Source organism: Crossiella sp. CA-258035, from assembly GCF_030064675.1.
In the GTDB taxonomy this organism is placed as follows: domain Bacteria; phylum Actinomycetota; class Actinomycetes; order Mycobacteriales; family Pseudonocardiaceae; genus Crossiella.
In genome coordinates this window covers 1,938,716-1,962,228 of sequence record NZ_CP116413.1, presented here as the reverse complement: position 1 = coordinate 1,962,228, position 23,513 = coordinate 1,938,716, and the positions used below count along the sequence as shown (strand labels likewise).

Genomic DNA, 23,513 nt, shown 5'->3' with positions numbered 1-23,513 from the left:
CTTTCCCCGCCACGGTCGCTCCGCCCTGCCCTCGTCCAGCTGGCAAGAGCAAGGAGGACACCGTGGCAGAACAGCTTGACGTGGTCATCGCCGGTGGCGGCCCGAACGGGTTGCTGCTGGCCAGCGAACTGGCCCTGGGCGGGGTGCGGCCGGTGGTGCTGGAACGACTCGCCGAACCCTCGCTGGAACCCAAGGCCAACGGCCTGGTCGGCCGGGTGCTGGAGGCACTCGACCACCGCGGCCTCTACGAAGTGTTCAGCGGGCAGACCGGCCGCCCGCCGCGCACGCCGTTCTTCCAGTTCGGCGCGCTGGTACTAGATCTGTCCATTGTGGACGAACACGCGCTCGGCACGCTCGCGGTGCCGCAGGCCAGGATGGAGGAGCTGCTCACCAAGCGGGCGCTGGAGCTCGGGGTGGAGATCCGGCGTGAGCACGAGGTCGCCGACTTCAGCCAGGACGCCGACGGGGTCACCGTGCGGGTCCGAACGCCTGAGGGCGAACGCGAGATCCGCGCCCGGTACCTGATCGGCGCGGACGGCGGGCGCAGCACGATCCGGAAGCGTTGCGGCATCGGCTTTCCCGGGGTCACCGACGACTCCTTCACCGGCTGGATCGGCAGTGTGGTGATCGAGGAGCCGGTGGCCGTGCCCGGCACCGGCGAGCTGGAGGTGCCCGGCATCGGACGGCTGTACCCGGCCACGTTCCGGCGCACCGAACGCGGCCTGTTCGCCTACGGCATGTTCACCCCCGGCCAGTACCGGGTGTTCGTGATGGAGTGGCACGGGGACGAGGCGGAGTCCGGGCTGGCCGGGTTGCGCGCGGCGGCGGGCCGGGTGCTCGGCACGGACATCCCGATGCGCGTGGTGGCGGGCGCGGACGAGCCGGACCGCACCACCGCGGGCATCAACTCCCGGCAGGCCGAGCGGTACCGGGACGGCCGGGTGCTGCTGGTGGGCGACTCGGCGCACGTGCACTCCGGCATCGGCGGCCCTGGGCTGAACCTGGGCATGCAGGACGCGCTGAACCTGGGCTGGAAACTGGCCGCGGTGCTCACCGGCCGGGCAGGTGCGGAACTGCTGGACTCCTATGAGCGGGAACGGTTCCCGGTCGGCGAGCGGGTGATCATGCACACCAGGGCGCAGACCGCGCTGGTCTCGCCGGGGCCGAACGTGACCGCGCTGCGCGAGCTGATGGAGGAGCTGCTCAGCGAGGAGGTGGTGATCCGGCGGATCGCGGACCTGATGGCGGGCGCGGACATCCGCTACGACATGGGCGTGCCGGACCCGCATCCGCTGGTGGGCCGCTGGCTGCCGGATGTCTCGCTGCGCACCGCGGCCGGGCCGACCAGGGTGGCGGAGCTGATGCGCGCGGCCCGGCCGGTGCTGCTGGCGCTGGCCGACGCGCCGGAGCTGGTGGCCGCGGCGCAGGGGTGGGCGGACCGGGTCGACCTGGTGCGGGCCAGCCTGGACGTGGAGCCGGCCCGGCAGGAAGAACCGCCGGAGCCGACCGCACTGGGCGCCTCAGCCGGGGTGCGTACGCGTACAGGCACCGGGGCCGGGCTTGGGGAGGTCGAGGTCGTGCTGGTGCGGCCCGACGGCTACGTGGCCTGGGCGGGTGCCGCGGACGCGCCCGGCGCGGCGGAAGCGCTGCGCCGGGCGCTGGCCACCTGGTTCGGCGAGGCCGATCGGTAACCGTCCACAGTGGACCGAGCAATCCCCGTGATCGCTCGGTCCACCGGGTCTAGAACGGCCACTCGCCGCGTTCGCCGCGTTCCACCAGGGACAGCAGCTCGAACGAGCGGTCGGTCAGGCCGCCGAAGGTGTGCCGGTTCGGCTGGCCCGCCGGGGTGTGGCCGGGTGCGTAGCCGGCCAGGTTCCAGGTGAACAGCGGAACCCTGGCCGGGATGGCGGTGCTGACGTCGCCGTCACTGTGCTGCTCGTCGGTCAGGACCACCACCCGGTCGTGCCCGCGGAAGTGCTTGCGCAGCGCGCCGACGGTGTTCGTGCCCGAGCCGAGGAAGAAGCCGTCGGACTTCCACCTGCGCACGCCCCGCAGCACCGGTTCCTCCGGCCGCAGCGGGAAAACCGTGCTGCGGTCGGAGTACGACACCACGGTGGCGTGCTCGGCCCGCGCCGCGAGGGCGAGGCCGAACAGCACCGCCGCGTCCCACCGCTTCAGCGTGCCGTCGCGGGAGAACGAGTCGGTCATCGAGTAGGACGTGTCGATCAGCACCAGGGTGCGGCCCGCCAGCCTCGGCACCGAGGCCAGCGAGCAGGTCAGCGCCGTGTCCAGACTGGCCGACCAGCGCGCGCCGGCCGCCCGGTGGGCCGCCAGGAACCGCAGCGGCAACTGCCGCGACCTGGCCACCTGGGCCGGGTCGGTCAGCCGCGCCGCGATCCGGGCGGCGTCCTGGTCGCTGATCCCGGCCCGGTCGAAGTTGCGCAGGTTGCGCAGCAACGCCATGTAGCCCATGGCCGGGAGCACCGCGGACCAGGCCGCCGCGTCCAGCGGACCCTGCGTCCAGCCGGCCAGCGCCTCCCAGGTCATCCCGGCCTCGTGCAGGTCGGTGACGGCCTTGGCCGGGTCGCGGACCAGCAGGGCGCGCCGGGCCTCGACCGGCAACGCGGTCAACGCCTGGCGGGCCAGCAGGACCGGCAGTCCTTCCGGCACACCGGCGCGGTCGTGCCGCGCGTCGATGAGCCAGCGGAACAGCCTGCCCTGCAACGCATCCCTGGGCGCCGGGTGGGTCAGCTCGAGCACGTCGGCGAAGCGGAAGCCACGCGCGGCCGAGTCCCACTTGAGCGCGGCACGCTCGTCGTAGAGCCTGCGCACCGCGTCCGCGACACCCCGCTTGACCGGCTTCGGGATCGCGCGGCCGTAGCGCGCGGTCCAGTAGGCCAGCAGCTCGCCGGGTTCGTCGGCCCGTTGCAGCACGGACTCCACCACCTGCCGGGTCAGCCCGGACAGCTGGTGCTCCTGCCGGGTCCGCGCGAACTCCACCGCGCCGGCCAGTGCCGCCGAACGCAGGTTCGCCGACCCGCGCAGCCAGCCGAGCAGCCGCGCCGTCCACTCCGGATCGAGCAGCGTGTTGGCCCGAACCAGTGCGGCGTAACGGTTGTCCCGGTCCTCGGCGAGCTCGTAGCAGGAGGCTTCACCGACGAAGTTGCTGACCGCCAACAGGAACAGCTCGGTGCGAGCGTCCCGCTGGTACGCCTTGCCACCCTGTCGCGTACGCAGCCGGGTCAGCAGGTTGAACTTGCCCATGGAACACCCCCCGAGGATTTCCCTTGTGTGGTAACGAAAAAAGATCAGGTGTGCCCGAGATCGGAGTCGGCGACGGTACGCGTGCTCTACCGGACTGAGCTACCAGGCCCGAAGCCTGGACGGGAATCGAACCCGCGACATCGCCATTACGAGTGGAAGTAACCGTTGCCTGCGCACCGGGCACATGAGGAACATTAGCCGGAATGTCCAGCTGCCCCAACCGAATTTACAGCTGGCGGTCGGCGTAGACCGCCATCGCGTCCCTGACGAACGCGGCCACGCCCGTGCCGAACTTCTCGTAGTTCGCGGTGAACCGCTCGTCCTGCACGTACATCTCGCCCAGCCCCCGGAACTGCTCCGCGGTGGGCCGCCTGCCCTGCCAGCCCGCGACCACCCACTCGTAGTGCCGGGCCACGATCGCCTGCACGTCCTCGTCCCCGGGGTCCCGGCCGGCGGCCGCGGCTTCGGCCAGGCCGGTGGCGATCTCCTCCTGCTCGTCGATGTGCGCCTTGCGGCCGTCCTCGCCGAGCCCGCGCCACCACTGGTCACCGCGCTGGTAGGTCTCCTTGCCCCAGCGCTCGGTCACCTCCTGCTCGTACCTCGTGTGGTCGAAACCGTCGAAAACCTCGGCAGCCATCAGTTCTTCACCTTCTTCCGTCTTCCGCAACGTGGTCCGCACCGACTCGATCTGCCGCCCGATCCGCTGCCGCTCCTGCTCCAGCAGTTCGAGGTGGGTGCGCAGCGCGGCGGCGGTGTCCCGCTGCCCGTCGAGCACCTCGGAGATCATCGGGAGGCTGAGGCCGAGCTCCCGCAACAGCAGAATCCGTTGCAGGCGCACGAGGGAGCTCTGGTCGTAGTACCGGTAACCGTTGCTCCCCACCCGGCTCGGCGGCAGCAGCCCCAGCTGGCCGTAGTGGCGCAGGGTGCGACTGGTGGTGCCTGCCGAGCGCGCGATGTCCTGGATGGACCACTCCACCGCGGCTCACCTCCCGTTGTCGTTCGGTGAGGTCAACGGTAGAAGTTGACGCAACGTCAATGTCAACCCGCGGTGGTGGCCAGCCTCAGCAGCGCCCACAGCTGGGCGGTGGCGTCCCTGCTGCCGGCCAGGGTCACCGTGCGGTCCGGCACCCGGCCCCACAGCCACAGGTAGACCGACATGGGCTCGCCGGTGACCAGCCCGTCCGCGCCCGCCGCCTCGGTGGCGGAGACGCGCTCGGCCACCGTGCCCTCGGGGCCGGTGTGCACCAGCCAGGCGTGGCCGCCGGTGCGCAGGCCGACCGTGCCGCGCTGCGGACCGGTGATGCCCAGCCGCCCCAGCCGGTAGCCCAGCCACAGCAGCAGCGCCTCGTCCACGCCGTCCACCGCGAACTCCGGCGCGATCTCCAGCAGCTCCTCACCGGCGGCGGACTGCGCGTCCACCCGGTGCAGCGTGCTCTCGTGCGCGATCCGCCGCCGCCAGAACCCGTAGCTGGCATCAGCCGGCCACCAGGTCGGACAGGGCGCGTACGGATCGTGCGCGGCCAGCTCCTCGGCCAGCTCGCGCAACCCGCTGCGCAGCTGGTCCGGCAGCGGCTCCGCCGGTTCCTCCTCGGCCGGGGTGACCAGCGGCGGAGCCCCGGTGCGCAGCCAGCTCAGGGCGAGCCGGTAGCCGTGCGCGGCCGCGCGGACCGCCTCGCCGAGGGTCCGCCGCGGCCACGCCGGCACGGCGCTGCCGAGGTCGGCCCCGGCAGCGCACACGGCGAGCAGCTCTCCTTCGGCGCGCAGGGTGTCGAGCAGCCGGGCCGGATCGATGAGGGCCTGCCCGCTCACCTGTCTGCCTCGTGCAGGACCCGCTCGGCGAGCACGAGGAAGTCCTCGGTCTGCCGGAGCAGGTCGTCGGCGTCACGCTGGCTGACCAGCCGGGTGATACCGGCCTGCACCTGCGCCCTGCGGTTGGCGCCCGCGGCGTAGAAGGCGGCCCATTCGCGCAGCTCAGGAGCTGCGTGCGCGAGCAGGACCCACACGCTGGTCGGGCGGTTCTTGCCGGGACGCGGACGCGCCCGGATGGCCAGCACCGAGGCGGCGGCGCGCAGTGCGGCCAGGTGCGCCACGGCGTAGCGCTCGGCCGGCTGCGGCTCCCGGCGCGCGTTCTCCAGGCCGCGCTGGGCCTGGGCGAGCAGACCGGCCGCGGCCACCGGACCCGTGCGCGGCCGGTAGGGCAGCTCGGGGGAGTTGCGCCGCTGGATCGGGAAGTGGACGGGGACAGACATCACGGCCTCCTCAAGACGTCACCACAAAGGACGACTCCGCCGAGGGGAAGCCGGCGGCGCCGGGCGGCGAGGTGCTTCCCCCACCCCGCCGCCCGGCTTGGCCCGAACACACGATCTATCGAACATGCGTTCGAACGACTCCACACTAGCCTGGGGGACCGACAATGCTCAACCCATCTCGACGTGGGGCGGAACACCGCGGCGCGGACGGGTCATGGTCTGATGAGACGGTGAGCGCAGCAGAGCATCCCGGCATCAGCGAGACCGTCGTCGAGCTGACCGCCGACGACCTCCGCCTGCGGCTGGGTGAGGCCCTGGCGCTGTACGTGGCGGCGATGCGGTACCCGCCGAGCACCGTGCAGCAGCGGGCCCCGATGTGGCTGGCGCACATGGTCCGCGCGGGCTGGCGCTGCGTGGGGGCCTACGACGAGCAGGGCGCGCTGGCCGGGATCGGCTACGGCTACCGCGGCGCGAGCGGACAGTGGTGGCATGAGCAGGTCCGGCGCGGGCTGACCGCGATCGCGCCGCCGAACGTGGTGCACCAGTGGATGGGCGACTACTTCGAGCTGACCGAGCTGCACGTGCGCCCGGACGCCCAGGGCCGGGGCCTCGGCGAGCAGCTGCTGCGCGGGCTGATGTCCCGCACCGACTCCGGCACCGTGCTGCTGTCCACCCCGGAGGGCCCGTCCAGGGCGTGGAAGCTGTACCGCCGCCTGGGTTTCCAGGACGTGCTGCGGCACTACACCTTCACCGGCGACCCAAGACCCTTCGCGGTCCTGGGCCGCCGGCTACCGCTGGAGCCCTAGCCCCCGAGGCGTTCCTTCAGCAGGTCCAGCCCCATCGCGCCCATCTTCAGCGCGCGTTCGTGGAAGCGCTTGAGGTCGAAGTCCGCGCCCTCGCGCTGCTTGGCCTCGTCCCGCGCCTGCAGCCACAGCCGCTCCCCGAGCTTGTACGAGGGCGCCTGACCCGGCCAGCCCAGGTACCGGTCGATCTCGTCGCGCACGTGGGTGGCGTCGGTGATGGTCCTGGTGAGCATGAACTCCAGGCCCAGTTCCGGGGTCCAGCGCTCGCCGGGGTGGAAGCCGGAACCGGCCGGGATGGTCAGCTCCAGGTGCATGCCGATGTCCACGATCACCCTGGCCGCGCGGAACAGGTGCGCGTCCAGCATGCCCAGCAGGTTGCCGTCGTCGTCGAGGTAGCCCAGCTCGCGCATGAGCCGCTCGGCGTAGAGCGCCCAGCCCTCGCCGTGGCCGGAGACCCAGCACAGCAGGCGCTGGAAGGTGTTGAGCCGCTCGGCCTCGTGCACCGCGGTGGCGATCTGCAGGTGATGGCCCGGCACGCCCTCGTGGTAGACGGTGGAGACCTCGCGCCAGGTGGAGAAGTCCTCCTTGTCCGCGGGCACCGACCACCACATCCGGCCGGGGCGGGAGAAGTCGTCGGTGGGGCCGGTGTAGTAGGCGCCGACGGTGCCGCCGGGCGGGGCGATCCGGCACTCCAGGGCCATCAGCCGGTCCGGGATCTCGAAGTGCACGCCGCGCAGGTCGGTCAGCGCCCGGTCGGAGAGCTCCTGCATCCAGCGCTGGAAGGCCTCCTGGCCGTGCACCCGGTAGCGCGGGTCGGCGTCCAGCGCGGCGGCCGCCTCGGCCAGCGTGGCCCCCGGCTTGATCCGGCCGGCGACCTGCTTCATCTCCGACTCGATCCGAGAGAACTCCTCCCAGCCCCACTCGTACGCCTCCTGCAGGTCCAGGGCGGCGCCGGTGAAGAACCGGGAGGACAGCTGGTAGACCTCGAGACCGACCGCGTCCTTCTCCGGGGCGCTGGGCGCGAGCTCCTCGCGCAGGAACCGGCCGAAGTCGGCGTAGGCGGCGGAGGCGGCCTCGGCGTGCGCGCGCAGGTCGGCGGTCAGCGCCGCGGACACCCCGTCGACCTGGTCGGCGGCGGCGACCATGGTGCTGAAGAAGGACTCCCCGCCGCGGCGGCCCGCCCAGGTCTCGCACTGCTCGGCCACCCGGCGGACCTGCCGGATTGCCGAGGTGCGGCCCTTGGCCGCGGAGTGGCTGAGCGCGGCGCGCACCTGGTCGAGCGCGGCAGGCATGCCGCCGAGCCGGGCCGAGATCACCGCCCAGTCCTCGGCGGTGCCGCTGGGCATCAGGTCGAAGGTCTGCCGCAGCTCGTGCACCGGGCTGGCGATGACGTTGAGCTCGCTGGCGTCCAGCCCGGCCTCGTGCCGTTCCACGCTCAGCCCGACCCGCTCCAGGAACACGTCCTTGGCGGCCTGCTCGTCGGCGTCCGCGGCGGTGGCGGCGCGCAGGTCGCGCAGGGCGGCGCGGTTCAGCTCGGCGCGGGCGGCGTGGCCCTCTGGCGAGTAGTCGGTGAGCTTGTCGTCATGACCAGGGACACCGAGGTAGGTGGCGGTGTTCGGGTCGAGCGCGGCGAAATCTCGCACGTACCGCTCGCTGATCTGGTGGACGCCTTCGGTCGCGGACATGACCGGGACGCTACCTGGCGGCTCCGCGGCGTCGCTTTCGGATTCTTGTGCGCTGGCAAGGACAGGTCACCCGAATGGCTGGCAGGATGATCCGGTGCCCCTGTCACGGCGACTCCTCGCCCTGCCGCTGCTCGGGCTGCTGTGCGCGTTGTTCCTCTCCGGCTGCGTGCGCGCCTCGCTGACCATGGCGGTCACCGAGGACGACCGGGTCTCCGGCGAGCTGGTGCTGCTCACCCTGCCCACCCGAGAGGGTGACCTGGGCCCGCAGCTGAAGGTGCCCGCCGAGCTGGCCAGCCGGGTGCGGGTGCTGCCGCACAGCAGGGACGGCTACTCGGGCTCGCAGCTGTTCTTCAACGGGCTGACCTTCGAGGAGCTGCGCGGGCTGGCCAACGCCACCGAGCTGCTCTCCACCAACTACCGGTTGCAGCTGCGCCGCTCCGGCGGCCTGGTGACGCTGTCCGGGTCGGTCGACCTGACCGCGCTCGCGCCGGAGCGCACCGACGTCCAGCTGAAGATCAGCTTCCCCGGCCGGATCGCCAGCACCAACGGCAGGCACCTCACCGACGGCATCGGCTGGTCGCCCAAGGCCGGGGAGATCACCGAGCTGGCCGCCACGGTGTCCTACGCCGACCAGCGCACCGAGTCCTGGGAGTACTGGGCGATGGTGGTCGCGGGTGGTTCCGGCGGGGTGGCGCTGCTGGTGTACGTGATGGCCTTCGTGGCGCACCGGCGCTACGTCGCCCGCCTCGACCCCGTGGAGTGAGCCGTTGCGCGCGCCGCTGACCATCGCCGTGGCCCAGCCGCCCTGCATCTCGCACGACGTGGCCGCCAACGCGGTCACCCACGCCGCCACCGTGCGCGCGGCCGGGGCCAGGGTGGTGGTCTTCCCCGAGCTGTCGCTGACCGGCTACGAGCTGGCCGCCGACCTGATCGATCCCGGGGACGCCCGGCTGTGGCCGGTCGTGGAGGCCTGCGCGGACACCGGCGCGCTGGCGCTGGCCGGTGCGCCGGTGGCCGGGCCGCACATCGGCATGCTGGCCATCGACGGCGAGGGCGCCCGGGTGGTCTACCGCAAGCAGCACCTGGGCGGCGCGGAGCCGGAGCGGTTCCGGCCCGGTCCGGAGCCGGTGGTGCTGACGGTGGCTGGCTGGCGGCTGGGCCTGGCGATCTGCCGGGACACCGGCGTGCCCCGGCACGCGGCGGACACCGCGGCCCTGGGCATGGACGTCTACCTGGCCGGGGTGGTGCACGAGGAGTCCGAACTGGCCGAGCAGGAGCGCCGCGCGCGGCGGGTGGCGAGTGAGCACGGCGTGCCGGTGGCCATGGCCAGCTGCGCGGGCGCCACCGGCGGCGGTTTCGACCGCTGCGCCGGGCATTCCACGATCTGGGCCGCGGACGGCTCGGTGCTGGCCGCGGCGGGACCGGAGACCGGCGCGGTGGTCCGCGCGCGGCTGTCAGGACACCGCTGACCCACCGACCAGCCGCAGCCGGGGCCGGTCCTGGCGCAGGGTGTGCACCGGCGGCTGCCCGTAGGCCTGCCGGTACTGCGCGGCGAACCGGCCGAGGTGGGTGAAACCCCAGCGCAGCGCCACATCGGTGACCGAACCGCTGGCCCGGCCCTCGGCGATGGCCAGCAGGTCCCGGTGTGCCCGGTCCAGCCGGACCCGGTACAGGTAGGCCAGCGGGGTGGTGTCCAGGTGGGTGCGGAAGGCCCGTTGCAGTGAGCGCACGCCGACCCTGGCCGCCAGCGCCATGTCCGCCGGGGTGACTGGTTCGGCGGCGTGCTCCTCGCAGTAGGCCATGGCCCGGCGCAGCACCTGCGGCAGCTCGGGCCGTTCGGGTTCGGACAGGGCCTCGGCCAGGGTGTGCGGCTGGGAGTCCAGCAGGCCGTGCACCAGCATCTGCTCGAAGTGCGCGGCGGCCAGCGGCGAGCGGGCGAACAGCCCCGAGCCCGCCTGTTCGGCGAAGGCGCGCATGGCCAGCAGCCAGGACCGGGCCGCCGGGCCGACCTCCGGTTCGAACCGGGTCGGCGCGGCAGGTGAGTCGCCGAGCCGCAGCGCCAGCGCCTCGTCGATGGCGGCGCGGGTGAAGCGCAGGATCAGCGTGTTGCTGTCCCCGCTCCAGCGCATCCGCAGCCGCTGCCCCGGCCCGACCACGCTGCTGTCGGTGCCGACCTGGTGCTGGTCCACCCGCAGGTCCCCGTGCCCGGTCAGCGGGAGGTGCACGTTGTAGATGTCGGGCAGCTCCCCCGGTCGCACCTCGACCTCCGCGCCGTAACCCAGCTCGAACACCGACACCGCCCCGACGTGCGCGGCCACGAACCGCCCGGCCAGCGGCAGGTTGTCCACCACCCGCAGCCGGTGCGGCGCGAAGTGCGTGCTGACCACCTCGTGCACCTCGTCGACATCCCGGCCCTCGAACAAGATCATGCTGACTCCCCGTGCCGTACCCAGGACGTGCCACCCACCGCGCCGGTTGTCCGAATTGCGCCTCGCATCCTGTCGCGATCTGGATTTCCCTGTTCACGGGCCCGCCCTAGGTTTCGCGGTACGACGCGCGCCACTGGGGGTGCGCGGGTCGGGAACAGGAGGGTCACCATGGCGGCGACACAGTTCCACATCACCAGGCCGACCGGCGACCTGCAGGTGGTCCTGCGCGCCGGAAAGCGGCGCGGCGGCCGGACCACCGCGGCCCCGGCCCGGCCCCGGCCGGAAACCGCCTCGCCAGGAAACCGGTCCCGCGCTTAGGTTCTCCGGCATGACACAGCGACGGTTGATCTCCAGCGGATCGACGTTCGAGGAGCAGGTCGGGTACTCCAGGGCCGTGGTGGCCGGGGACCACGTCTACGTCTCCGGCACCACCGGCTTCGACTACACCACCATGACCATCTCCGACGACCTGCTGACCCAGGCCGCCCAGTGCCTGCGCAACATCGAGCAGGCCCTCGCCGAGGCGGGGTGCAGCTTCGCCAACGTGGTGCGGGTGCGCTACCTGCTGCCGGAACGCACCGACTTCGAGCCGTGCTGGCCGTTGCTGCGCAAGGCTTTCGGCCAGGCTCGGCCCGCGGCGACGCTGGCGATCTGCGGACTGGTGGATCCCCGGGCGCGGATCGAGATCGAGGTGGACGCGCGGCTGGGGTGAACGCGGCTACTTGCCGCCGGCCGGTTCCGTCGGCGGCTCCACCGCGGTGAGCCTGCGCTCCTTCCGCGCGGTGTGCAGGCACCAGCCACCGGCTGTCGCGATGCCGCTGCCGACCGAGAACGCCACCCAGGGACCGGCGAACACGGCGAGCAGCACGACGGCGCCGAGGACCGCGAGGAGCGGCCCCATCACCATCACCAGGGCGCGCAGCGAGTAGCCCCAGTTCTCCAGGATGAGGTAACAGAGGTCCAGGGGCGTGCGCGGTGACGGGGACGCGGCGGGCTTCACCGGAGCCTTGCGCTTGGACGCCTGTGGACGGCGTGGTTCGGAACTCAACGTCGAACACGTTTCTCGTGCGGGCAACCGGGAGAGGGTCGCGAGCCTGGTGGGGTCGGGGAGGTGTGCGGGGCGGGTTCCGTCGCTCTCCGCGACGACACCCCGGCTGCGTTGCCCCCAGTGTTCCTGCGTGATCTTGGAAAAAAGCGGGATTCGAGTGGCAATGCGCCAGCCAGGCGGCAAACCGCGACGAACGGTCCCTATGCCGACAACTCAACGTCAGCGCTGATCAGCGATTATCACCCGATTGAGGCGACGAACGGTTGCCGTTCACCCGAAAAAGCTTGAACCGGCAAAGACGTCGACCCTGAGTCCTATTGTGCGCCGGTGTGCATCACCTAGCCGAGCAGCGCGCCCGAGTGGCGCAATCTCTCCGAAGAGCGGTCCCGTCGCAGCTCAGGGCGACTCAGCAGGCCCTGACCAGCTATTACGTCGGCTCCCACGAAATTTTGACCTGGCGGTCTGCTCGACCGATGAAAAGTATCTAGTCACTCTTCGCGATTCGCCCGGCTGTACACGAATCCGGATTGCCGGGAACGAACTCACGAAAGGCGGACCAGACCCGCCCGGTCAGGACGCCTTGGTATCCGGTTCCGGGGGCATCAGGCGGATGAACGGCCCGGCCTCCGCTGCCCGCGATCGCCGGTCGGCCCGCTTGCGGCGCCAGCAGGAGCGCACCACCACCACGGTCAGCACCACCGCGACCGCCACCCACACCACCAGCACGATGGTCAGCTGCGCGTGATCCGACAGCAGGGGCTGCGCATCCGGGGCCGTCACGGGTGGCACCACCTTTCGCCGGGTGCGATGACCTTAGCGAAAGTCATGTGGCGCAACGGTATTCACCGTATCTGTTCATCACAAGGAGACCTGATGCGACGAACGGCTGCACCTGAGTGGACCAGTCGGCCCTACGGTCCGTGCAGACCGCAGGGCCGATCTTTCACGCTCTGGCGGGTACCAGTCCGAGGTTTTCCAGCACCTCGCGCGTCGCGGTCGACTTGTTCAACGTGTAGTAGTGCAGGTTCCGCACGCCCTCGGCCAGCAGCCGCTCGGACAGCTCGGTGGCGATCCGCACGCCCTCCTGGCGCACCGCGGCCGGGTCGTCGGCGATCGGGTCGATCCGGGCCAGCACCTCGGCCGGGATGGGGTCGCCGGAGAGCTCGGCCATCCGGCGCACGCCCTTGACCGAGGTGATCGGCATCAGGCCGGGCAGCAGCGGCACCCGGTCCACGTCCACCCCGCGCGCGGCCACCCGGTCGCGCAGGCGGAGGAACTCCTCCACCCGGAACACCGTCTGGGACACCGCGTACTGGGCGCCGGCGTCGAACTTGCGGACCAGGTAGTCCGCGTCGGTGTCCAGGTCGGGTGAGCGCGGGTGGCCGTTGGGGAAGCAGGCCACGCTGACGCAGAAGTCGCCGAGGCCGCGGACCAGGCGGACCAGGTCCTCGGCGTAGGCCAGGCCCTCCGGGTGCGGGATCCAGTCGCCGTGCGGGTCGCCGGGCGGGTCGCCGCGCAGGGCGAGCACGTTGGTCACCCCGGCCGAGGCGTACCAGCCGATGATGTTGCGCAGTTCGGCCACCGAGTGGTTCACCGCGGTCAGGTGCGCCACCGGCAGCAGCGTGGTCTCCGCGGCGATGCGGCCGGTGATCCGGATGGTGCGGTCCCGCTTGGAGCCGCCCGCGCCGTAGGTGACCGAGACGAACGTGGGTTCCAGCGGTTCCAGCTCCCGGATCGAGCGCCACAGGCCCCGCTCCGCGTTCTCATCGCCCGGTGGGAAGAACTCCACCGAGAACGAGGGTCTGCCTGTGCACAGGCGATCCACCACCGACGTCATACGCCAAGGTTACTGGCCCGGAATGCCGCTTTGGCGGGTTGTTCCAACAAGTGGATCCGCCCTTCGCGGCACGGTCCGGCCGACCTCGATACCAGGTGCCGCAAATGGGAGTTTCGCCACCCGGGCATGCGCCCAGGCGGAGGAACACGCAGGATTGAAGGGTGCCTCCACCGCAGCTGCTGCGCCATCCGATCGACATCGACCTCACCGCGCACGTGCACGAGGCGCTCCGGGAGTTCCTGGAGGAGCGACGGCGGGAGATCGACGCGATCGACGAGACGGTCGCCGCCGCGATGGACTCGCTGACCAGTTTCATCCTGGACGGCGGCAAGCGGATCCGGCCGACTTTCGCCTGGTGGGGCTGGCGGGCCGGGGGCGGGCGGCCGGAGTCGCCGGACGCGCCGGAGGTGCTGCGCGCGGTCAGCTCGCTGGAGCTGATCCAGGCCTGCGCGCTGGTGCACGACGACCTGATGGACTCCTCGGACCGGCGGCGCGGGCAGCCGACCCTGCACGTGCGCTTCGCCATGCAGCACCACGCGGCTGGCTGGGCGGGCACCCCGGACGCCTTCGGGCTCTCCGCCGCGATCCTGCTCGGCGACCTGGCCCTGGCCTGGGCCGACGACCTGCTCTACGACGCCGCGCTGGACCAGGCGGCGCTGGCGCGGGCGCGCCCGGTGTGGCGGTCCATGCGCACCGAGGTGCTGGTCGGGCAGTACCTGGACGTGCTGGCCCAGGCCCGCGCGGCGAACGAGCCGGAGACCGCGATGCGGATCAACCGGTACAAGACCGCCGCCTACACCGTGGAGCGGCCGCTGCACCTGGGCGCCGCGCTGGCCGGTGGATCGCCGGAGCTGATCGCCGGGCTGCGCGCCTTCGGCACCGACCTCGGCATCGGCTTCCAGCTGCGCGATGACCTGCTCGGCGTGTTCGGCGACCCCAAGGTCACCGGCAAACCCGCTGGTGACGACCTGCGCGAGGGCAAGCGCACGCTGCTGGTCACGCTCGGCCTGCAACGAGCTGAGGAGCTGGGCGACCGGCCCGCGCTGGTCGCGTTGCAGGCCGCGATCGGCAACCCGGAGCTGGACGAGGCCGGGGTGGACCGGACCAGGGAGCTGCTGCACCGGCTGGGCGCGGTGGAGGCGGTGGAGCAGCGGATCACCGCGCACACCGAGGCCGCGCTGAGCGCGCTGGCGACCGCGCCGATGGCCGAGGAGCAGGCCCGCGGCAAGCTCGCCGAGCTCGCCATCGAGGCCACCCGCCGCGACCACTGACCAATGGTTGTCGCCGCGCTGACACGGGCCGGAAACAGGACCGCCGGAATTCCCTCTTCCGGCTGACACCTGAATGGCACCAAGGGGCGAGGGATTGATGACCTGCGTCTCCCCGGTCCCGATCCCGTGCCGGGGCACGGAGCCGTTGTGGGACCATGGAGGTCGCGATGACCTCCATTCCCTCGCTTCCTCGTTCGAGCGCCGGCGGTGAACCGGTGCGGTTTTCGCATGAGGTCGCACAGGTGCTCGCCGCGCCGCTGACGGCGGGCAGCACGGACATGGTCACCCAGCCGATGACGCCGCCCGAGGCGCCCGAACGGCCGGTCGTCGCGCCGGTCAAAACCGCCACGGCGGCCGCGGAGCCGGAGCCCGCGCCGGGACCGCGGCCGGTGTCGCTGCGCACGGTGCTGCTCGGCGGGCTCGGCTCGGCCTTCATCGCCCTCGGCGGCGTCGGCGCGGGCGGCGTGCTGGTGCGCGACCCGCTGCTGGCCGACACCGGATTCAGCTGGGTGCGCTTCGGCCACGGCAAGGACCTGGCCACCCTGCTGCTCTACGGCGGCCTCGCGCTGATCGTGCTGGCCTGGGTGCGGCTGGGCCGCGACGTCTGGGCGGGCCGGACCTCGGCGCGCGGGGTGCTGCTGGCCATCGGCGTGTGGACGCTGCCGCTGCTGGTCGCGCCGCCGTTGTTCAGCCGGGACATCTACAGCTACCTGGCCCAGGGCGCGCTGGCCTGGCAGGGCTACGACCCTTATGTGGCAGGCCCGATCGAGCTCAGCCGGGGGCCGCTGCTGGAGAACGTGAGCTGGCTCTGGCAGAACAGCCCCGCGCCCTACGGCCCGCTGTTCATCCTCATCGCCAAGGGCGTGGTCGCGCTCACCGGCGACAGCATGATCCTCGGCGTGGTGCTGATGCGGCTGGCGCTGGTCGGCGGCCTGGTGCTGCTGTGCTGGGCGCTGCCCCGGCTGGCCGTGCGGCTGGGCGGCAAGGCCCCGCTGGCGCTGTGGCTGGCCGCGGCCAACCCGCTGATCCTGGTGCACCTGGTCGGCGGCCCGCACAACGACCTGCTCATGGTCGGCCTGCTCGCCGCGGGCGTGGTCTTCGTGCTGGACCGCCGGTTCGTGCTGGGCATCGCGCTGGTCAGCCTGGCGGTCGCGGTGAAGGCGACCGCGGCGCTCGCGCTGCCGTTCCTGGTGTGGATGTGGGCGGCCCGGATGGCCGGTTCACCGCGCCGCAGGCTCGGCCGCGCGGTGGCCGCGGGGCTGGCCGTGTTCACCGGCACCTTCGCGCTGACCATGCTCGCCGCCGGGGTCGGCCTCGGCTGGCTGCACGCGCTGAGCAACTCCTCCGCGGTGATCAACTGGCTGTCGCTGCCCACCGCGGCAGGCCAGCTGGTGCACGGCCTGGTCAGCGTGTTCTTCACGGTGGACGGCGGCTGGTTCCTCGGCGTGGCCAGGACCACCGGCTACCTGCTGCTGGTCGCCTTCGGCCTGCGGCAGTGGTGGCTGGCCCGCACCGGCGGCAGGACCGCGGTGCACCACGCGGCCCTGGTGCTGCTGGCCGCCTCGGTGCTCTCGCCGACCACCTTCCCCTGGTACTTCAGCTGGGCGCTGGCGCTGGCCGCCGGTTTCGCCTGGTCCGGCCGCCTGGTGGTGGGCGTGGTGGCCGCCTCGGTGTGGCTGCTGCTGGTCACCTACCCCACCGGCGAGTCAGCGCTCTACGACTGGGGCTACCTGGCCGGGGCGTTCGCGGTGTCCGCGCTGGCCGCGGCCTCGCTGGTCCGCCCGGACCCATTGCGGCTGCGCTCTACTCCAGTCACCTGAACTGGTGACCGTGACGGCGGTGGCGCCGCCACGGTCGGCCGACGGGGGAACCTCAGAACGCCATCGCCTGGGCGCGCCGCTTCACCTCGCGGGAGCGGTCCGAGCGCAGCGCGTCGACCGGGGTGCCCGGCAACGAGTCGTCCTCGGTGAACAGCCAGCGCAGGATGTCCTCCACGGTGTAACCACCGTCCTTGAGCACGGTGATCGTGCCGGCTAGGTGCTTGACCACGCCGTTGTCGTCGAGGAAGTCCGCTGGCACGGACAGCACCCGGTCGCGGCGCACCGCGAGCAGCTGGCCGTCGCGCAACATCTGGTGGACCCGGGTGATCGGCAGGCCGAGGTGCTCCGCGACCGTGGGCAGCGGCAGGACCTCCACCTCGCGCTTCAGCACGTCATCGGCGGCAGGGATCGTACTCACAGCTCATCAGCCTGCCACATTCCGACTGGGTGTGCGCTGAACCACGGATTGACCCCGCTCCGTACGATCGGGTTGTGCAGACGCGGGGTTCAGTACTGACCGGCACGGTGTTGGAGCGCCGATACCGGGTCGAGGGATTGATCGCGCACGGTGGCATGTCCACGGTGTACCGCGGGCTCGACACCAGGCTGGACCGTCCGGTGGCCATCAAGGTCATGGACCAGCGGCTGTCCGGCGACCGGAGCTTCCTGGACCGGCTGGAGCGCGAGGCCCGCAGCGCCGCGCGGCTGCACCACCCGTGTGTGGTCGGCGTGTACGACCAGGGCATCGACCCGACGCCAGAGGGCGACCTGGCCTTCATCGTGATGGAGCTGCTCCAGGGCGGCACCCTGCGCGACCTGCTGCGCAAGCAGGGCCCGCTGCCGGTGCCGCTGGCGCTCAGCGTCATCGAGCCGGTGCTCTCCGCGCTGGCCGCCGCGCACCGCTCCGGGCTGGTGCACCGCGACATCAAGCCGGAGAACGTGCTCATCGGCAAGGGCGGCGCGGTCAAGGTCGCCGACTTCGGCCTGGTCAGGGCGATCGCCGGGGCCGGAACCACCAGCGACAGCATGATCCTGGGCACGGTCGCCTACCTCTCCCCCGAGCAGGTCGCCACCGGCGCCGCGGATGCCCGCAGCGATGTCTACGCCGCCGGGATCGTGCTCTACGAGATGCTCACCGGCGCGCAGCCCTACACCGGCGACACCGCGATCTCGGTGGCCTACCGGCACGTCAACAGCGATGTGCCCGCGCCGGGCCTGGCCAAGCCCGGTCTGCCCGCGGAGCTGGACGAGCTGGTGCTGGCCGCCACCCGCCGCGATCCGAACCAGCGCCCGGCCGACGCGGCCGCCTTCCTGCTGGCCGTGCAGCAGCTGCGGGACGAGCTCGGCCTGGCCACCGTGCCGGTGCCGGTGCCGGTCGAGGAGATCGACGAGGCGGTCACCCAGCAGATGAAGCCGGTGGTGGACGATCCGGACGCCACCGTCCGGGCGGTGCCGCGCGCCGCCGTGCCCGCGCCTGCCCCGATCGGGCCGCAGGGCACCAGGGCGATGTCACGGGCCGAGCTCCCCCAGCTCGCCCCGGCAGCCGGTCCGCCGGCCCCGCCGCGGACCGTGCCCAGCCTGGCCGAGCAGCGGGCCAGGGAACGCGCGCGCAGCCGCCGCTCCTTCACCATCTGGGTGTCGGTGGTCGCGGTGCTCGCGGTGGCCATCGGCATCACCGCGTGGTGGCTGGGTTCCGGCCGCTGGGCCCAGGTGCCCGATGTGGCCGGGCAGACCCAGGAGACCGCGATCAGCTCGGTCAAGGCCGTGGACCTGGTGCCCGACGTCAAGGTGGAGCACCACAACGACGTGGTCGCGGGCACCGTGATCCGCACCGATCCGGCGCGTGGCGTCGACGTGCTGCGCGGGGACAAGGTCTCCGTGGTGGTCTCCCGCGGCCGCCCGGTGGTGCCCGACGTCAAGGCCGGCATCAGCCCGCAGGAGGCCGAGGACCTGATCCGCAACGCCCAGCTGGCCCCGCGCCTGGACAAGGGCCTGGACGGCTTCAGCTCCGAGGTGCCCGAGGGCAAGGTGCTCAAGATCGACCCGGCCCCCGGCACCCCGGTGCAGATGGGCGCGGCGGTGGCGATCGGGCTGTCCAAGGGCGCGGCGCCGGTGAACGTGCCGACCGTGGCCGGGATGACCAGGGACGCCGCCTTCGCCGAGCTGCGCAGGGCGGGCCTGGAGCCGTTCGAGAAGGGCCAGGACTTCTCCGCCGACGTCGAGGGCGGCCGGGTGATCAGCTCCGAGCCGGCCATCGGCGCCAAGGTGGCCAAGGGCAGCCGGGTCGGCGTGCTGCTCTCCAACGCGGTCACCATGCCCGCGCTGCTGGGCAAGACCGTCGGCGAGGTCCGGCAGTGGGCGGCCGAGCGCGGGCTGACCGTGGAGGTCCAGCACGCCTTCGGCGGCGGGGACGACTCCAGGGTGCTCGGCCAGGGAGCACCGCCGGGAACCAGGGTGCGCCCGGGGTCCAAGTTCAGCGTCACCGCCTTCCCGTGATCGGGAAAACGGGCCGGGTCACCGGGCGGGTCGGGCCGGGGCTGATCGGCGAGGTGATGGTGGCCATCCGCGGCGGAGTCGAGGCGTACTACGCCAAACCGGCCGACCCCGCCGCGACCATCGAGGTGGACGCCAGGGTGCTGGTGGTCGACTTCGAGCCGCCGCGGATGCTCTACGTGGAGCGCTGGGAACTGCCGTAGATCACGACCTGGACCGGCACGGAACCTTTTGCCACTGGCCGGTGTCCCACCGGGTATGACGATGAATCAGACGATTCTGATCGCGGTTGGCGGGGGCGTCGTCGGGTTGCTCCTGCTGTTCCTGCTGCTGCGGTTGCTCTGGCGGGTGGCGGAGCCGAACGAGGCCATGATCATTTCCGGGTTCGGGGCCAAGGGGACGGCCGCGGACACCGCGGACAGCCTCGGCTTCAAGATCGTGACCGGCAAGGGCACGCTGGTGCTGCCCGGTTTCCAGGTGGCGCGGCGGCTGTCGCTGGACACGCACGCGGCCAACCTGCAGATCTCCTGCGTGACCAAGCAGGGCCTGCCGGTGACCGTGCGCGCGGTGGTGATCTACAAGGTGGGCGACGACTTCGTCTCCATCGCCAACGCGGCCCGCCGGTTCCTGGACCAGCAGAACGGCATGAACAACACCATCCACGAGCTGTTCTCCGGTCACCTGCGTTCGATAGTGGGCGGACTGACCATCGAGGAGATGATCCACAACCGGGACGCGCTCACCGGCGAGGTCCGGCAGTCCTCGGCGATCGAGATGAGCAAGCTGGGCCTGGTGGTGGACTCGTTGCAGATCCAGGAGATCGAGGACGAGTCCGGCTACATCCTCAACCTGGGCAAGCCGCACGCCGCCGCGGTGGCGGCCGCGGCCCGCATCGCCGAGGCCCAGCGGGACCAGGAGGCGGCCGAGGCCGAGCAGATCGCGGCCGCGCTCAAGGCCGCCGCGCTGCGCGACAGCCGGATCAAGCAGTCGGCGTACCAGGCCGAGATCGACCAGGCCGCGGCCAAGGCGCAGCAGTCCGGGCCGCTGGCGCAGGCCAGCGCGCGCCAGGAGGTCGTGGTGCAGGAGACCAGGGCCGCGCAGCTGGAGGCCGACCTGGCCGAGCAGCGGTTGCAGTCCCAGGTGCGCAAGCCCGCCGACGCCAGGGCGTATGAGACCAGGACGCTGGCCGACGCCGAGCGCGACGCGCAGATCGCCCGCGCGCAGGCCGAGGCCAAGGAGACCGAGCTGCGCGCCACCGCCGACGCGACCAGGGTGAAGACCGCCGCGATCGCCGACGCCGAGGCCACCAAGGCCCGCGGTGAGGCCAGCGCGAGCGCCACCCGCGCCACCGGTGAGGCCGAGGCCGCCTCGGCCAAGGCCCGCGGTCTGGCCGAGGCGGAGGCCGCGCGGGCGAAGGGTCTGGCCGAGGCCGAGTCGATCAAGGCGAGGGCGAGCGCGCTGGCGGAGAACCAGGAGGCCGTCATCGCCCAGCAGCTGGCGGAGAAGTGGCCGGAGATCGTGGCCGCCGGCGCGAGCGCGCTGGGCAACGTGGACCACATGGTGGTGCTCAACGGCGCGGACGGCCTCTCCGACCTGCTGGCCAAGGCGATGACCCTGGGCGGCACCGGACTGGGCCTGGCGCGCACCCTGATGCAGTCCATGGGAACCAGCCCGGCAGAACCCAACAGCGCCGAGGGCAACACTGTGAAAAAAGAGGGCGGCCTGGATCTGACCAGCTTCCAGGGGCAGAAGGAGTCCTAGGACAACCAGCGGCGTAAATATTGTGCGGTTGGACGGCTCGCGCCACACAACCCGTTCGCTACCCTCAACAGACGCCGGTGGGAGGACCGGCACTGGGGAGGGGGAGACTGGGATGGAACCGTACGAGGAAAGCGGCGCGGGCCGAGCGGCCGTGGAGCACCTCTTCGGCGAACCGGCCTGGGGCGGCACGCAGCGCCCGGCCGAGCCGGAGGACGGCGCCAGGACGCACGGGTTGTTCACCGATGTGGCGCACTAGCTGACTGCTGACTGCCGGGCCTGGACGAACGCCTCGATCCCGTTGAGCAGGTGGGACAGGCCGAACTCCAGGTCTGGCAGCACGTCGTTGGGCTCCGGGTGGTCCGCAGGAACGTCGAAGGCCCCACCGGCCATGATCCCGGCCAGCTCCGGGTAGCGGTCCGGGCTGACGAAGCGGCCCAGGGTGGCGGCGTAGGCGTTGGCCACCGGGCCCTCGGCGTGGTCGGTGAGCGGCCGCTGGTCGACGGAGACCTTGGCCAGGCCCTGCACCGCGGCGAAGATGAAGGTGACCACCGAAACCCGCTCGTAGCCCTCAAAACCCAGCCCGGCCAGCGCGCGCAGCCCGCACTCCAGCCAGGACAGCTGGTTCGGGCCCACCGGCGGTCGGTCCGCCTGCACCTTGAGCAGCCACGGGTGCCGCTGGCAGACCGCCCAGAACGCGTGCGCCCAGCCGGTCAGCGCGGCCCGCCAGTGCTGCTCGGCGGTCAGCTCGGCCGGCGGTGTGCCGATGGCGTGGTCCACCATCAGGTCGACCAACTGCTCCTTGGCCGGGACGTACCGGTAGAGCGACATCGTGGTGTAGCCCAGCTCGGCGGCCACCCGCTGCATGGACAGCGCGCCAAGACCCTCCGCGTCGGCGATGCGCACCGCGGCCTCGACGATCTTGTCCACCGACATCTTCGGCCGTGGGCCCCTGCTCGGCTGGGCCCGCTCGCCCCACAGCAGCTCCAGGCTGCGCGCCATCGCCTCGTGCTCGGCTGACATCTCCCACCCTCCCTGGCTTGACCCACATCCTAGAACTGTGTATCAAATACACAATCAGTGTGCGAGATACACAGTTTGGGGGCGAGATGGATTCGGACGCCGTGATCAGCGTGTCCGGCCTGCGCAAGAGCTTCGGTTCGACACCGGTGCTGCGCGGCGTGGACCTGACCGTGCGGCGCGGGCGGATGCTCGCGCTGCTCGGTCCCAACGGAGCGGGCAAGACCACGGTGGTGCGCATCCTCAGCACCCTGCTGGCCGCCGACGGCGGCACGGCCCTGGTCAACGGGGCCGAGGTGGGCCGCCGACCGGACCGGGTGCGCCGGATGATCGGCCTGACCGGCCAGCAGACCGCGCTGGACGGACTGCTCACCGGCCGGGAGAACCTGGTCATGCTGGGCCGCCTGCACCGGCTGAGCAGGCGCGCGGCCAAGGCGAGGGCGACCGAGCTGCTGGCCGAGTTCGAACTCGCCGGGGCGGCCGACCGGGCGGTCAGCGGCTACTCCGGCGGCATGCGGCGGCGGCTGGACCTGGCCGCCAGCCTGATCACCGCGCCGCCGGTGCTGTTCCTGGACGAGCCCACCACCGGCCTGGACCCGCGCAGCCGCAACACGTTGTGGACCGCGATCGAGCGGCTGCTGGCCGAGGGCACCACGATCCTGCTGACCACCCAGTACCTGGAGGAGGCCGACCGGCTGGCCGACCAGGTGGTGCTGCTGGACCACGGCCGGGTGATCGCCGAGGGCAGCCCGGCCGAGCTCAAGGCCACCGTGGGCGCCGAGCGCCTGGAGCTGACCTTCGCCGGCACCGCCGAGCTGGACCGCGCGCTGGCCGCGCTGCCGGCCGAGGCGCTGCGGCACGAGGGCGAGGCGCCCCGGCTCAGCCTCGCGGTGGACGGCGCACGGCAGCTGCGCCAAGTCCTGGAGCAGCTGGAGACCGCGGGCCTGGAGCCGACCGGCCTGGCCCTGACCCGTCCCACCCTGGACGACGTGTTCCTGTCCCTCACCGGCGCCCGCCCGGCTGCCGAGACCGTCGGAGGCGCCGCGTGAAACCCCTGTCCTACCTCATCGACGCCCAGGTGATGATCGGCCGCAACCTGCGGCACATCCTGCGTAGCCCCGAGCAGCTCGGGGTGATGTTCATGATCCCCACCACCATGCTGGTGATCTTCCGGTTCATGTTCGGCGGCGCGGTGGCCACCGGCGGCACCAGCTACGTCAACTACCTGATCGCGGGCATCCTGGTGATCAGCGTGGGCACCAACTCGATGCCCACCGCGGTCGGCGTCCGGCAGGACCTCTCCGACGGCATCGTGGACCGGCTGCGCTCGATGCCGATGCTCAGCTCGGCGGTGATCATCGGGCACGTCGCGGCCACGGTGGTGCGCACCACGGTCTCCACCGTCGTGATGGTGCTCGTCGGCCTGCTGCTCGGCTTCCGCCCGCAGGCTTCGCCGCTGGACTGGCTGGCGGTCTTCGGGCTGCTCTGGCTCTTCGCCGCGGCGATGGCCTGCGTCGCGGCCCTGTTCGGCCTGCTCGCCAGGACCGTGGAGGGCGCCAGTGGGCTGAGCCTGATCCTGCTGTTCGTGCCGTATGCCAGCAGCGCGTTCGTGCCCGCGCACACCCTGCCGGACTGGCTGCGCGCCTTTGTCGAGCACCAGCCGATGACGCTGGTGATGGACACCGTGCGCCCGCTGCTGCTGGGCCTGCCGACCACCGGTCAGGGCTGGCTGGCGGTGCTGTGGTGGACCGCGATCCTGCTGGTGGCGATGCCGCTGACCGGCCGGTTGTTCCGGCGGCGGACGGCTAGCTGAACCGGTTGTATCCGGATTGGACC

At 72.1% G+C, this 23,513-nt stretch carries 25 protein-coding genes; 14 read left to right on the top strand and 11 right to left on the bottom strand.

Going from position 1 to position 23,513, the window contains the following annotated elements; translation table 11 throughout:
• The first annotated feature begins 62 nt into the window (after positions 1 to 62).
• Positions 63 to 1,691 carry an FAD-dependent monooxygenase gene (locus tag N8J89_RS09610; RefSeq protein WP_283663980.1) on the top strand — a complete coding sequence of 543 codons (1,629 nt, stop codon included), beginning with the start codon at positions 63 to 65 and terminating at the stop codon, positions 1,689 to 1,691.
• Between the two features lie 49 nt (positions 1,692 to 1,740).
• Here the strand turns inward: N8J89_RS09610 and N8J89_RS09605 are convergent, their stop codons facing one another.
• From N8J89_RS09605 to N8J89_RS09590, 4 genes are all read right to left on the bottom strand, one after another.
• Positions 1,741 to 3,264: a TROVE domain-containing protein gene (locus N8J89_RS09605; RefSeq protein WP_283663979.1), complete on the bottom strand. Its 1,524-nt coding sequence runs from the start codon at positions 3,262 to 3,264 to the stop codon at positions 1,741 to 1,743.
• 226 nt (positions 3,265 to 3,490) lie between these two features.
• Positions 3,491 to 4,240: a MerR family transcriptional regulator gene (locus N8J89_RS09600; protein ID WP_283663978.1), complete on the bottom strand. Its 750-nt coding sequence runs from the start codon at positions 4,238 to 4,240 to the stop codon at positions 3,491 to 3,493.
• A gap of 62 nt (positions 4,241 to 4,302) precedes the next feature.
• Complete coding sequence (locus N8J89_RS09595) at positions 4,303 to 5,073, bottom strand: maleylpyruvate isomerase N-terminal domain-containing protein (protein ID WP_283663977.1); 771 nt, start codon at positions 5,071 to 5,073, stop codon at positions 4,303 to 4,305.
• Positions 5,070 to 5,513, bottom strand: coding sequence for an SAV_6107 family HEPN domain-containing protein (locus N8J89_RS09590; RefSeq protein WP_252485822.1), 444 nt, complete (start codon positions 5,511 to 5,513; stop codon positions 5,070 to 5,072). Before N8J89_RS09590 ends, N8J89_RS09595 begins: the two co-directional genes overlap by 4 nt.
• Positions 5,514 to 5,743: 230 nt before the next feature.
• On the opposite strand from N8J89_RS09590, the gene N8J89_RS09585 reads away from it, so the two are divergent.
• The gene (locus N8J89_RS09585; RefSeq protein ID WP_283663976.1) at positions 5,744 to 6,319 is read left to right on the top strand and encodes a GNAT family N-acetyltransferase; all 576 of its coding nucleotides are present in this window, start codon (positions 5,744 to 5,746) and stop codon (positions 6,317 to 6,319) included.
• Here N8J89_RS09585 and N8J89_RS09580 read toward each other — a convergent pair.
• A complete protein-coding gene (locus N8J89_RS09580) occupies positions 6,316 to 8,001 on the bottom strand; it encodes a DUF885 domain-containing protein (RefSeq protein ID WP_283663975.1) in 1,686 nt (561 codons plus the stop codon). The genes N8J89_RS09585 and N8J89_RS09580 overlap by 4 nt on opposite strands.
• 94 nt (positions 8,002 to 8,095) lie before the next feature.
• Between N8J89_RS09580 and N8J89_RS09575 the strand changes: the two genes are divergently transcribed.
• Positions 8,096 to 8,764 (top strand): DUF3153 domain-containing protein, encoded by a 669-nt coding sequence (locus N8J89_RS09575; protein ID WP_283663974.1) that lies wholly within the window; start codon positions 8,096 to 8,098, stop codon positions 8,762 to 8,764.
• Between the two features lie 4 nt (positions 8,765 to 8,768).
• Positions 8,769 to 9,470, top strand: coding sequence for a carbon-nitrogen hydrolase family protein (locus N8J89_RS09570; protein ID WP_283663973.1), 702 nt, complete (start codon positions 8,769 to 8,771; stop codon positions 9,468 to 9,470).
• On the opposite strand, the gene N8J89_RS09565 is transcribed toward N8J89_RS09570, so the two are convergent.
• Entirely contained in the window at positions 9,456 to 10,430 is a 975-nt protein-coding gene (locus N8J89_RS09565; protein ID WP_283663972.1) for an AraC family transcriptional regulator, read from the bottom strand. The two genes, N8J89_RS09570 and N8J89_RS09565, sit on opposite strands and share 15 nt — an antisense overlap.
• 168 nt (positions 10,431 to 10,598) lie before the next feature.
• On the opposite strand from N8J89_RS09565, the gene N8J89_RS09560 reads away from it, so the two are divergent.
• Together N8J89_RS09560 and N8J89_RS09555 are read left to right on the top strand one after the other, a co-directional pair.
• The gene (locus tag N8J89_RS09560; RefSeq protein ID WP_283663971.1) at positions 10,599 to 10,748 is read left to right on the top strand and encodes a hypothetical protein; all 150 of its coding nucleotides are present in this window, start codon (positions 10,599 to 10,601) and stop codon (positions 10,746 to 10,748) included.
• Between the two features lie 10 nt (positions 10,749 to 10,758).
• The gene (locus N8J89_RS09555) at positions 10,759 to 11,142 is read left to right on the top strand and encodes a RidA family protein (RefSeq protein ID WP_283663970.1); all 384 of its coding nucleotides are present in this window, start codon (positions 10,759 to 10,761) and stop codon (positions 11,140 to 11,142) included.
• Positions 11,143 to 11,148: 6 nt separating this feature from the next.
• On the opposite strand, the gene N8J89_RS09550 is transcribed toward N8J89_RS09555, so the two are convergent.
• From N8J89_RS09550 to N8J89_RS09540, 3 genes are all read right to left on the bottom strand, one after another.
• Positions 11,149 to 11,478 (bottom strand): hypothetical protein, encoded by a 330-nt coding sequence (locus tag N8J89_RS09550; protein ID WP_283663969.1) that lies wholly within the window; start codon positions 11,476 to 11,478, stop codon positions 11,149 to 11,151.
• Positions 11,479 to 12,048: 570 nt separating this feature from the next.
• Complete coding sequence (locus N8J89_RS09545) at positions 12,049 to 12,258, bottom strand: hypothetical protein (RefSeq protein WP_283663968.1); 210 nt, start codon at positions 12,256 to 12,258, stop codon at positions 12,049 to 12,051.
• A 163-nt stretch (positions 12,259 to 12,421) separates the two neighbouring features.
• Positions 12,422 to 13,315 (bottom strand): methylenetetrahydrofolate reductase, encoded by an 894-nt coding sequence (locus N8J89_RS09540; protein ID WP_283663967.1) that lies wholly within the window; start codon positions 13,313 to 13,315, stop codon positions 12,422 to 12,424.
• Positions 13,316 to 13,476: 161 nt separating this feature from the next.
• Between N8J89_RS09540 and N8J89_RS09535 the strand changes: the two genes are divergently transcribed.
• On the top strand, positions 13,477 to 14,586 hold the full coding sequence (locus N8J89_RS09535; RefSeq protein ID WP_283663966.1) for a polyprenyl synthetase family protein: 1,110 nt from the start codon (positions 13,477 to 13,479) through the stop codon (positions 14,584 to 14,586).
• A 215-nt stretch (positions 14,587 to 14,801) separates the two neighbouring features.
• Entirely contained in the window at positions 14,802 to 16,406 is a 1,605-nt protein-coding gene (gene mptB / locus N8J89_RS09530) for a polyprenol phosphomannose-dependent alpha 1,6 mannosyltransferase MptB (protein ID WP_283663965.1), read from the top strand.
• A gap of 52 nt (positions 16,407 to 16,458) precedes the next feature.
• Here the strand turns inward: mptB and N8J89_RS09525 are convergent, their stop codons facing one another.
• Positions 16,459 to 16,824: an Rv2175c family DNA-binding protein gene (locus N8J89_RS09525; RefSeq protein ID WP_252485809.1), complete on the bottom strand. Its 366-nt coding sequence runs from the start codon at positions 16,822 to 16,824 to the stop codon at positions 16,459 to 16,461.
• A 74-nt stretch (positions 16,825 to 16,898) separates the two neighbouring features.
• Here N8J89_RS09525 and pknB point away from each other — a divergent pair, with 74 nt between their 5' ends.
• The 4 genes from pknB to N8J89_RS09505 all read left to right on the top strand — a co-directional run bounded on the left by pknB (position 16,899) and on the right by N8J89_RS09505 (position 20,916).
• Entirely contained in the window at positions 16,899 to 18,902 is a 2,004-nt protein-coding gene (gene pknB / locus N8J89_RS09520) for a Stk1 family PASTA domain-containing Ser/Thr kinase (protein ID WP_283663964.1), read from the top strand.
• Entirely contained in the window at positions 18,899 to 19,102 is a 204-nt protein-coding gene (locus tag N8J89_RS09515) for an NfeD C-terminal domain-containing protein (protein WP_252485807.1), read from the top strand. Before pknB ends, N8J89_RS09515 begins: the two co-directional genes overlap by 4 nt.
• Positions 19,103 to 19,163: 61 nt before the next feature.
• Positions 19,164 to 20,660, top strand: coding sequence for a flotillin family protein (locus N8J89_RS09510; RefSeq protein ID WP_283663963.1), 1,497 nt, complete (start codon positions 19,164 to 19,166; stop codon positions 20,658 to 20,660).
• A 112-nt stretch (positions 20,661 to 20,772) separates the two neighbouring features.
• The gene (locus tag N8J89_RS09505; RefSeq protein ID WP_283663962.1) at positions 20,773 to 20,916 is read left to right on the top strand and encodes a hypothetical protein; all 144 of its coding nucleotides are present in this window, start codon (positions 20,773 to 20,775) and stop codon (positions 20,914 to 20,916) included.
• On the opposite strand, the gene N8J89_RS09500 is transcribed toward N8J89_RS09505, so the two are convergent.
• A complete protein-coding gene (locus tag N8J89_RS09500; protein ID WP_283663961.1) occupies positions 20,913 to 21,680 on the bottom strand; it encodes a TetR/AcrR family transcriptional regulator in 768 nt (255 codons plus the stop codon). The two genes, N8J89_RS09505 and N8J89_RS09500, sit on opposite strands and share 4 nt — an antisense overlap.
• A gap of 86 nt (positions 21,681 to 21,766) precedes the next feature.
• On the opposite strand from N8J89_RS09500, the gene N8J89_RS09495 reads away from it, so the two are divergent.
• Together N8J89_RS09495 and N8J89_RS09490 are read left to right on the top strand one after the other, a co-directional pair.
• Positions 21,767 to 22,726 carry an ATP-binding cassette domain-containing protein gene (locus tag N8J89_RS09495; protein WP_283663960.1) on the top strand — a complete coding sequence of 320 codons (960 nt, stop codon included), beginning with the start codon at positions 21,767 to 21,769 and terminating at the stop codon, positions 22,724 to 22,726.
• Positions 22,723 to 23,490, top strand: a complete 768-nt coding sequence (locus N8J89_RS09490) for an ABC transporter permease (RefSeq protein ID WP_283663959.1) — start codon at positions 22,723 to 22,725, stop codon at positions 23,488 to 23,490. Before N8J89_RS09495 ends, N8J89_RS09490 begins: the two co-directional genes overlap by 4 nt.
• The last annotated feature ends 23 nt before the right edge of the window (positions 23,491 to 23,513 follow it).

Coding starts and splice junctions, on each gene's coding strand:
- N8J89_RS09605 (WP_283663979.1), bottom strand. CDS start 3,264: ATGGGCAAGTTCAACCTGCTGACCCGGCTGCGTACGCGACAGGGTGGC.
- N8J89_RS09590 (WP_252485822.1), bottom strand. CDS start 5,513: ATGTCTGTCCCCGTCCACTTCCCGATCCAGCGGCGCAACTCCCCCGAG.
- N8J89_RS09580 (WP_283663975.1), bottom strand. CDS start 8,001: ATGTCCGCGACCGAAGGCGTCCACCAGATCAGCGAGCGGTACGTGCGA.
- N8J89_RS09565 (WP_283663972.1), bottom strand. CDS start 10,430: ATGATCTTGTTCGAGGGCCGGGATGTCGACGAGGTGCACGAGGTGGTC.
- N8J89_RS09560 (WP_283663971.1), top strand. CDS start 10,599: ATGGCGGCGACACAGTTCCACATCACCAGGCCGACCGGCGACCTGCAG.
- N8J89_RS09555 (WP_283663970.1), top strand. CDS start 10,759: ATGACACAGCGACGGTTGATCTCCAGCGGATCGACGTTCGAGGAGCAG.
- N8J89_RS09540 (WP_283663967.1), bottom strand. CDS start 13,315: ATGACGTCGGTGGTGGATCGCCTGTGCACAGGCAGACCCTCGTTCTCG.
- N8J89_RS09510 (WP_283663963.1), top strand. CDS start 19,164: ATGAATCAGACGATTCTGATCGCGGTTGGCGGGGGCGTCGTCGGGTTG.
- N8J89_RS09505 (WP_283663962.1), top strand. CDS start 20,773: ATGGAACCGTACGAGGAAAGCGGCGCGGGCCGAGCGGCCGTGGAGCAC.
- N8J89_RS09500 (WP_283663961.1), bottom strand. CDS start 21,680: ATGTCAGCCGAGCACGAGGCGATGGCGCGCAGCCTGGAGCTGCTGTGG.
- N8J89_RS09495 (WP_283663960.1), top strand. CDS start 21,767: ATGGATTCGGACGCCGTGATCAGCGTGTCCGGCCTGCGCAAGAGCTTC.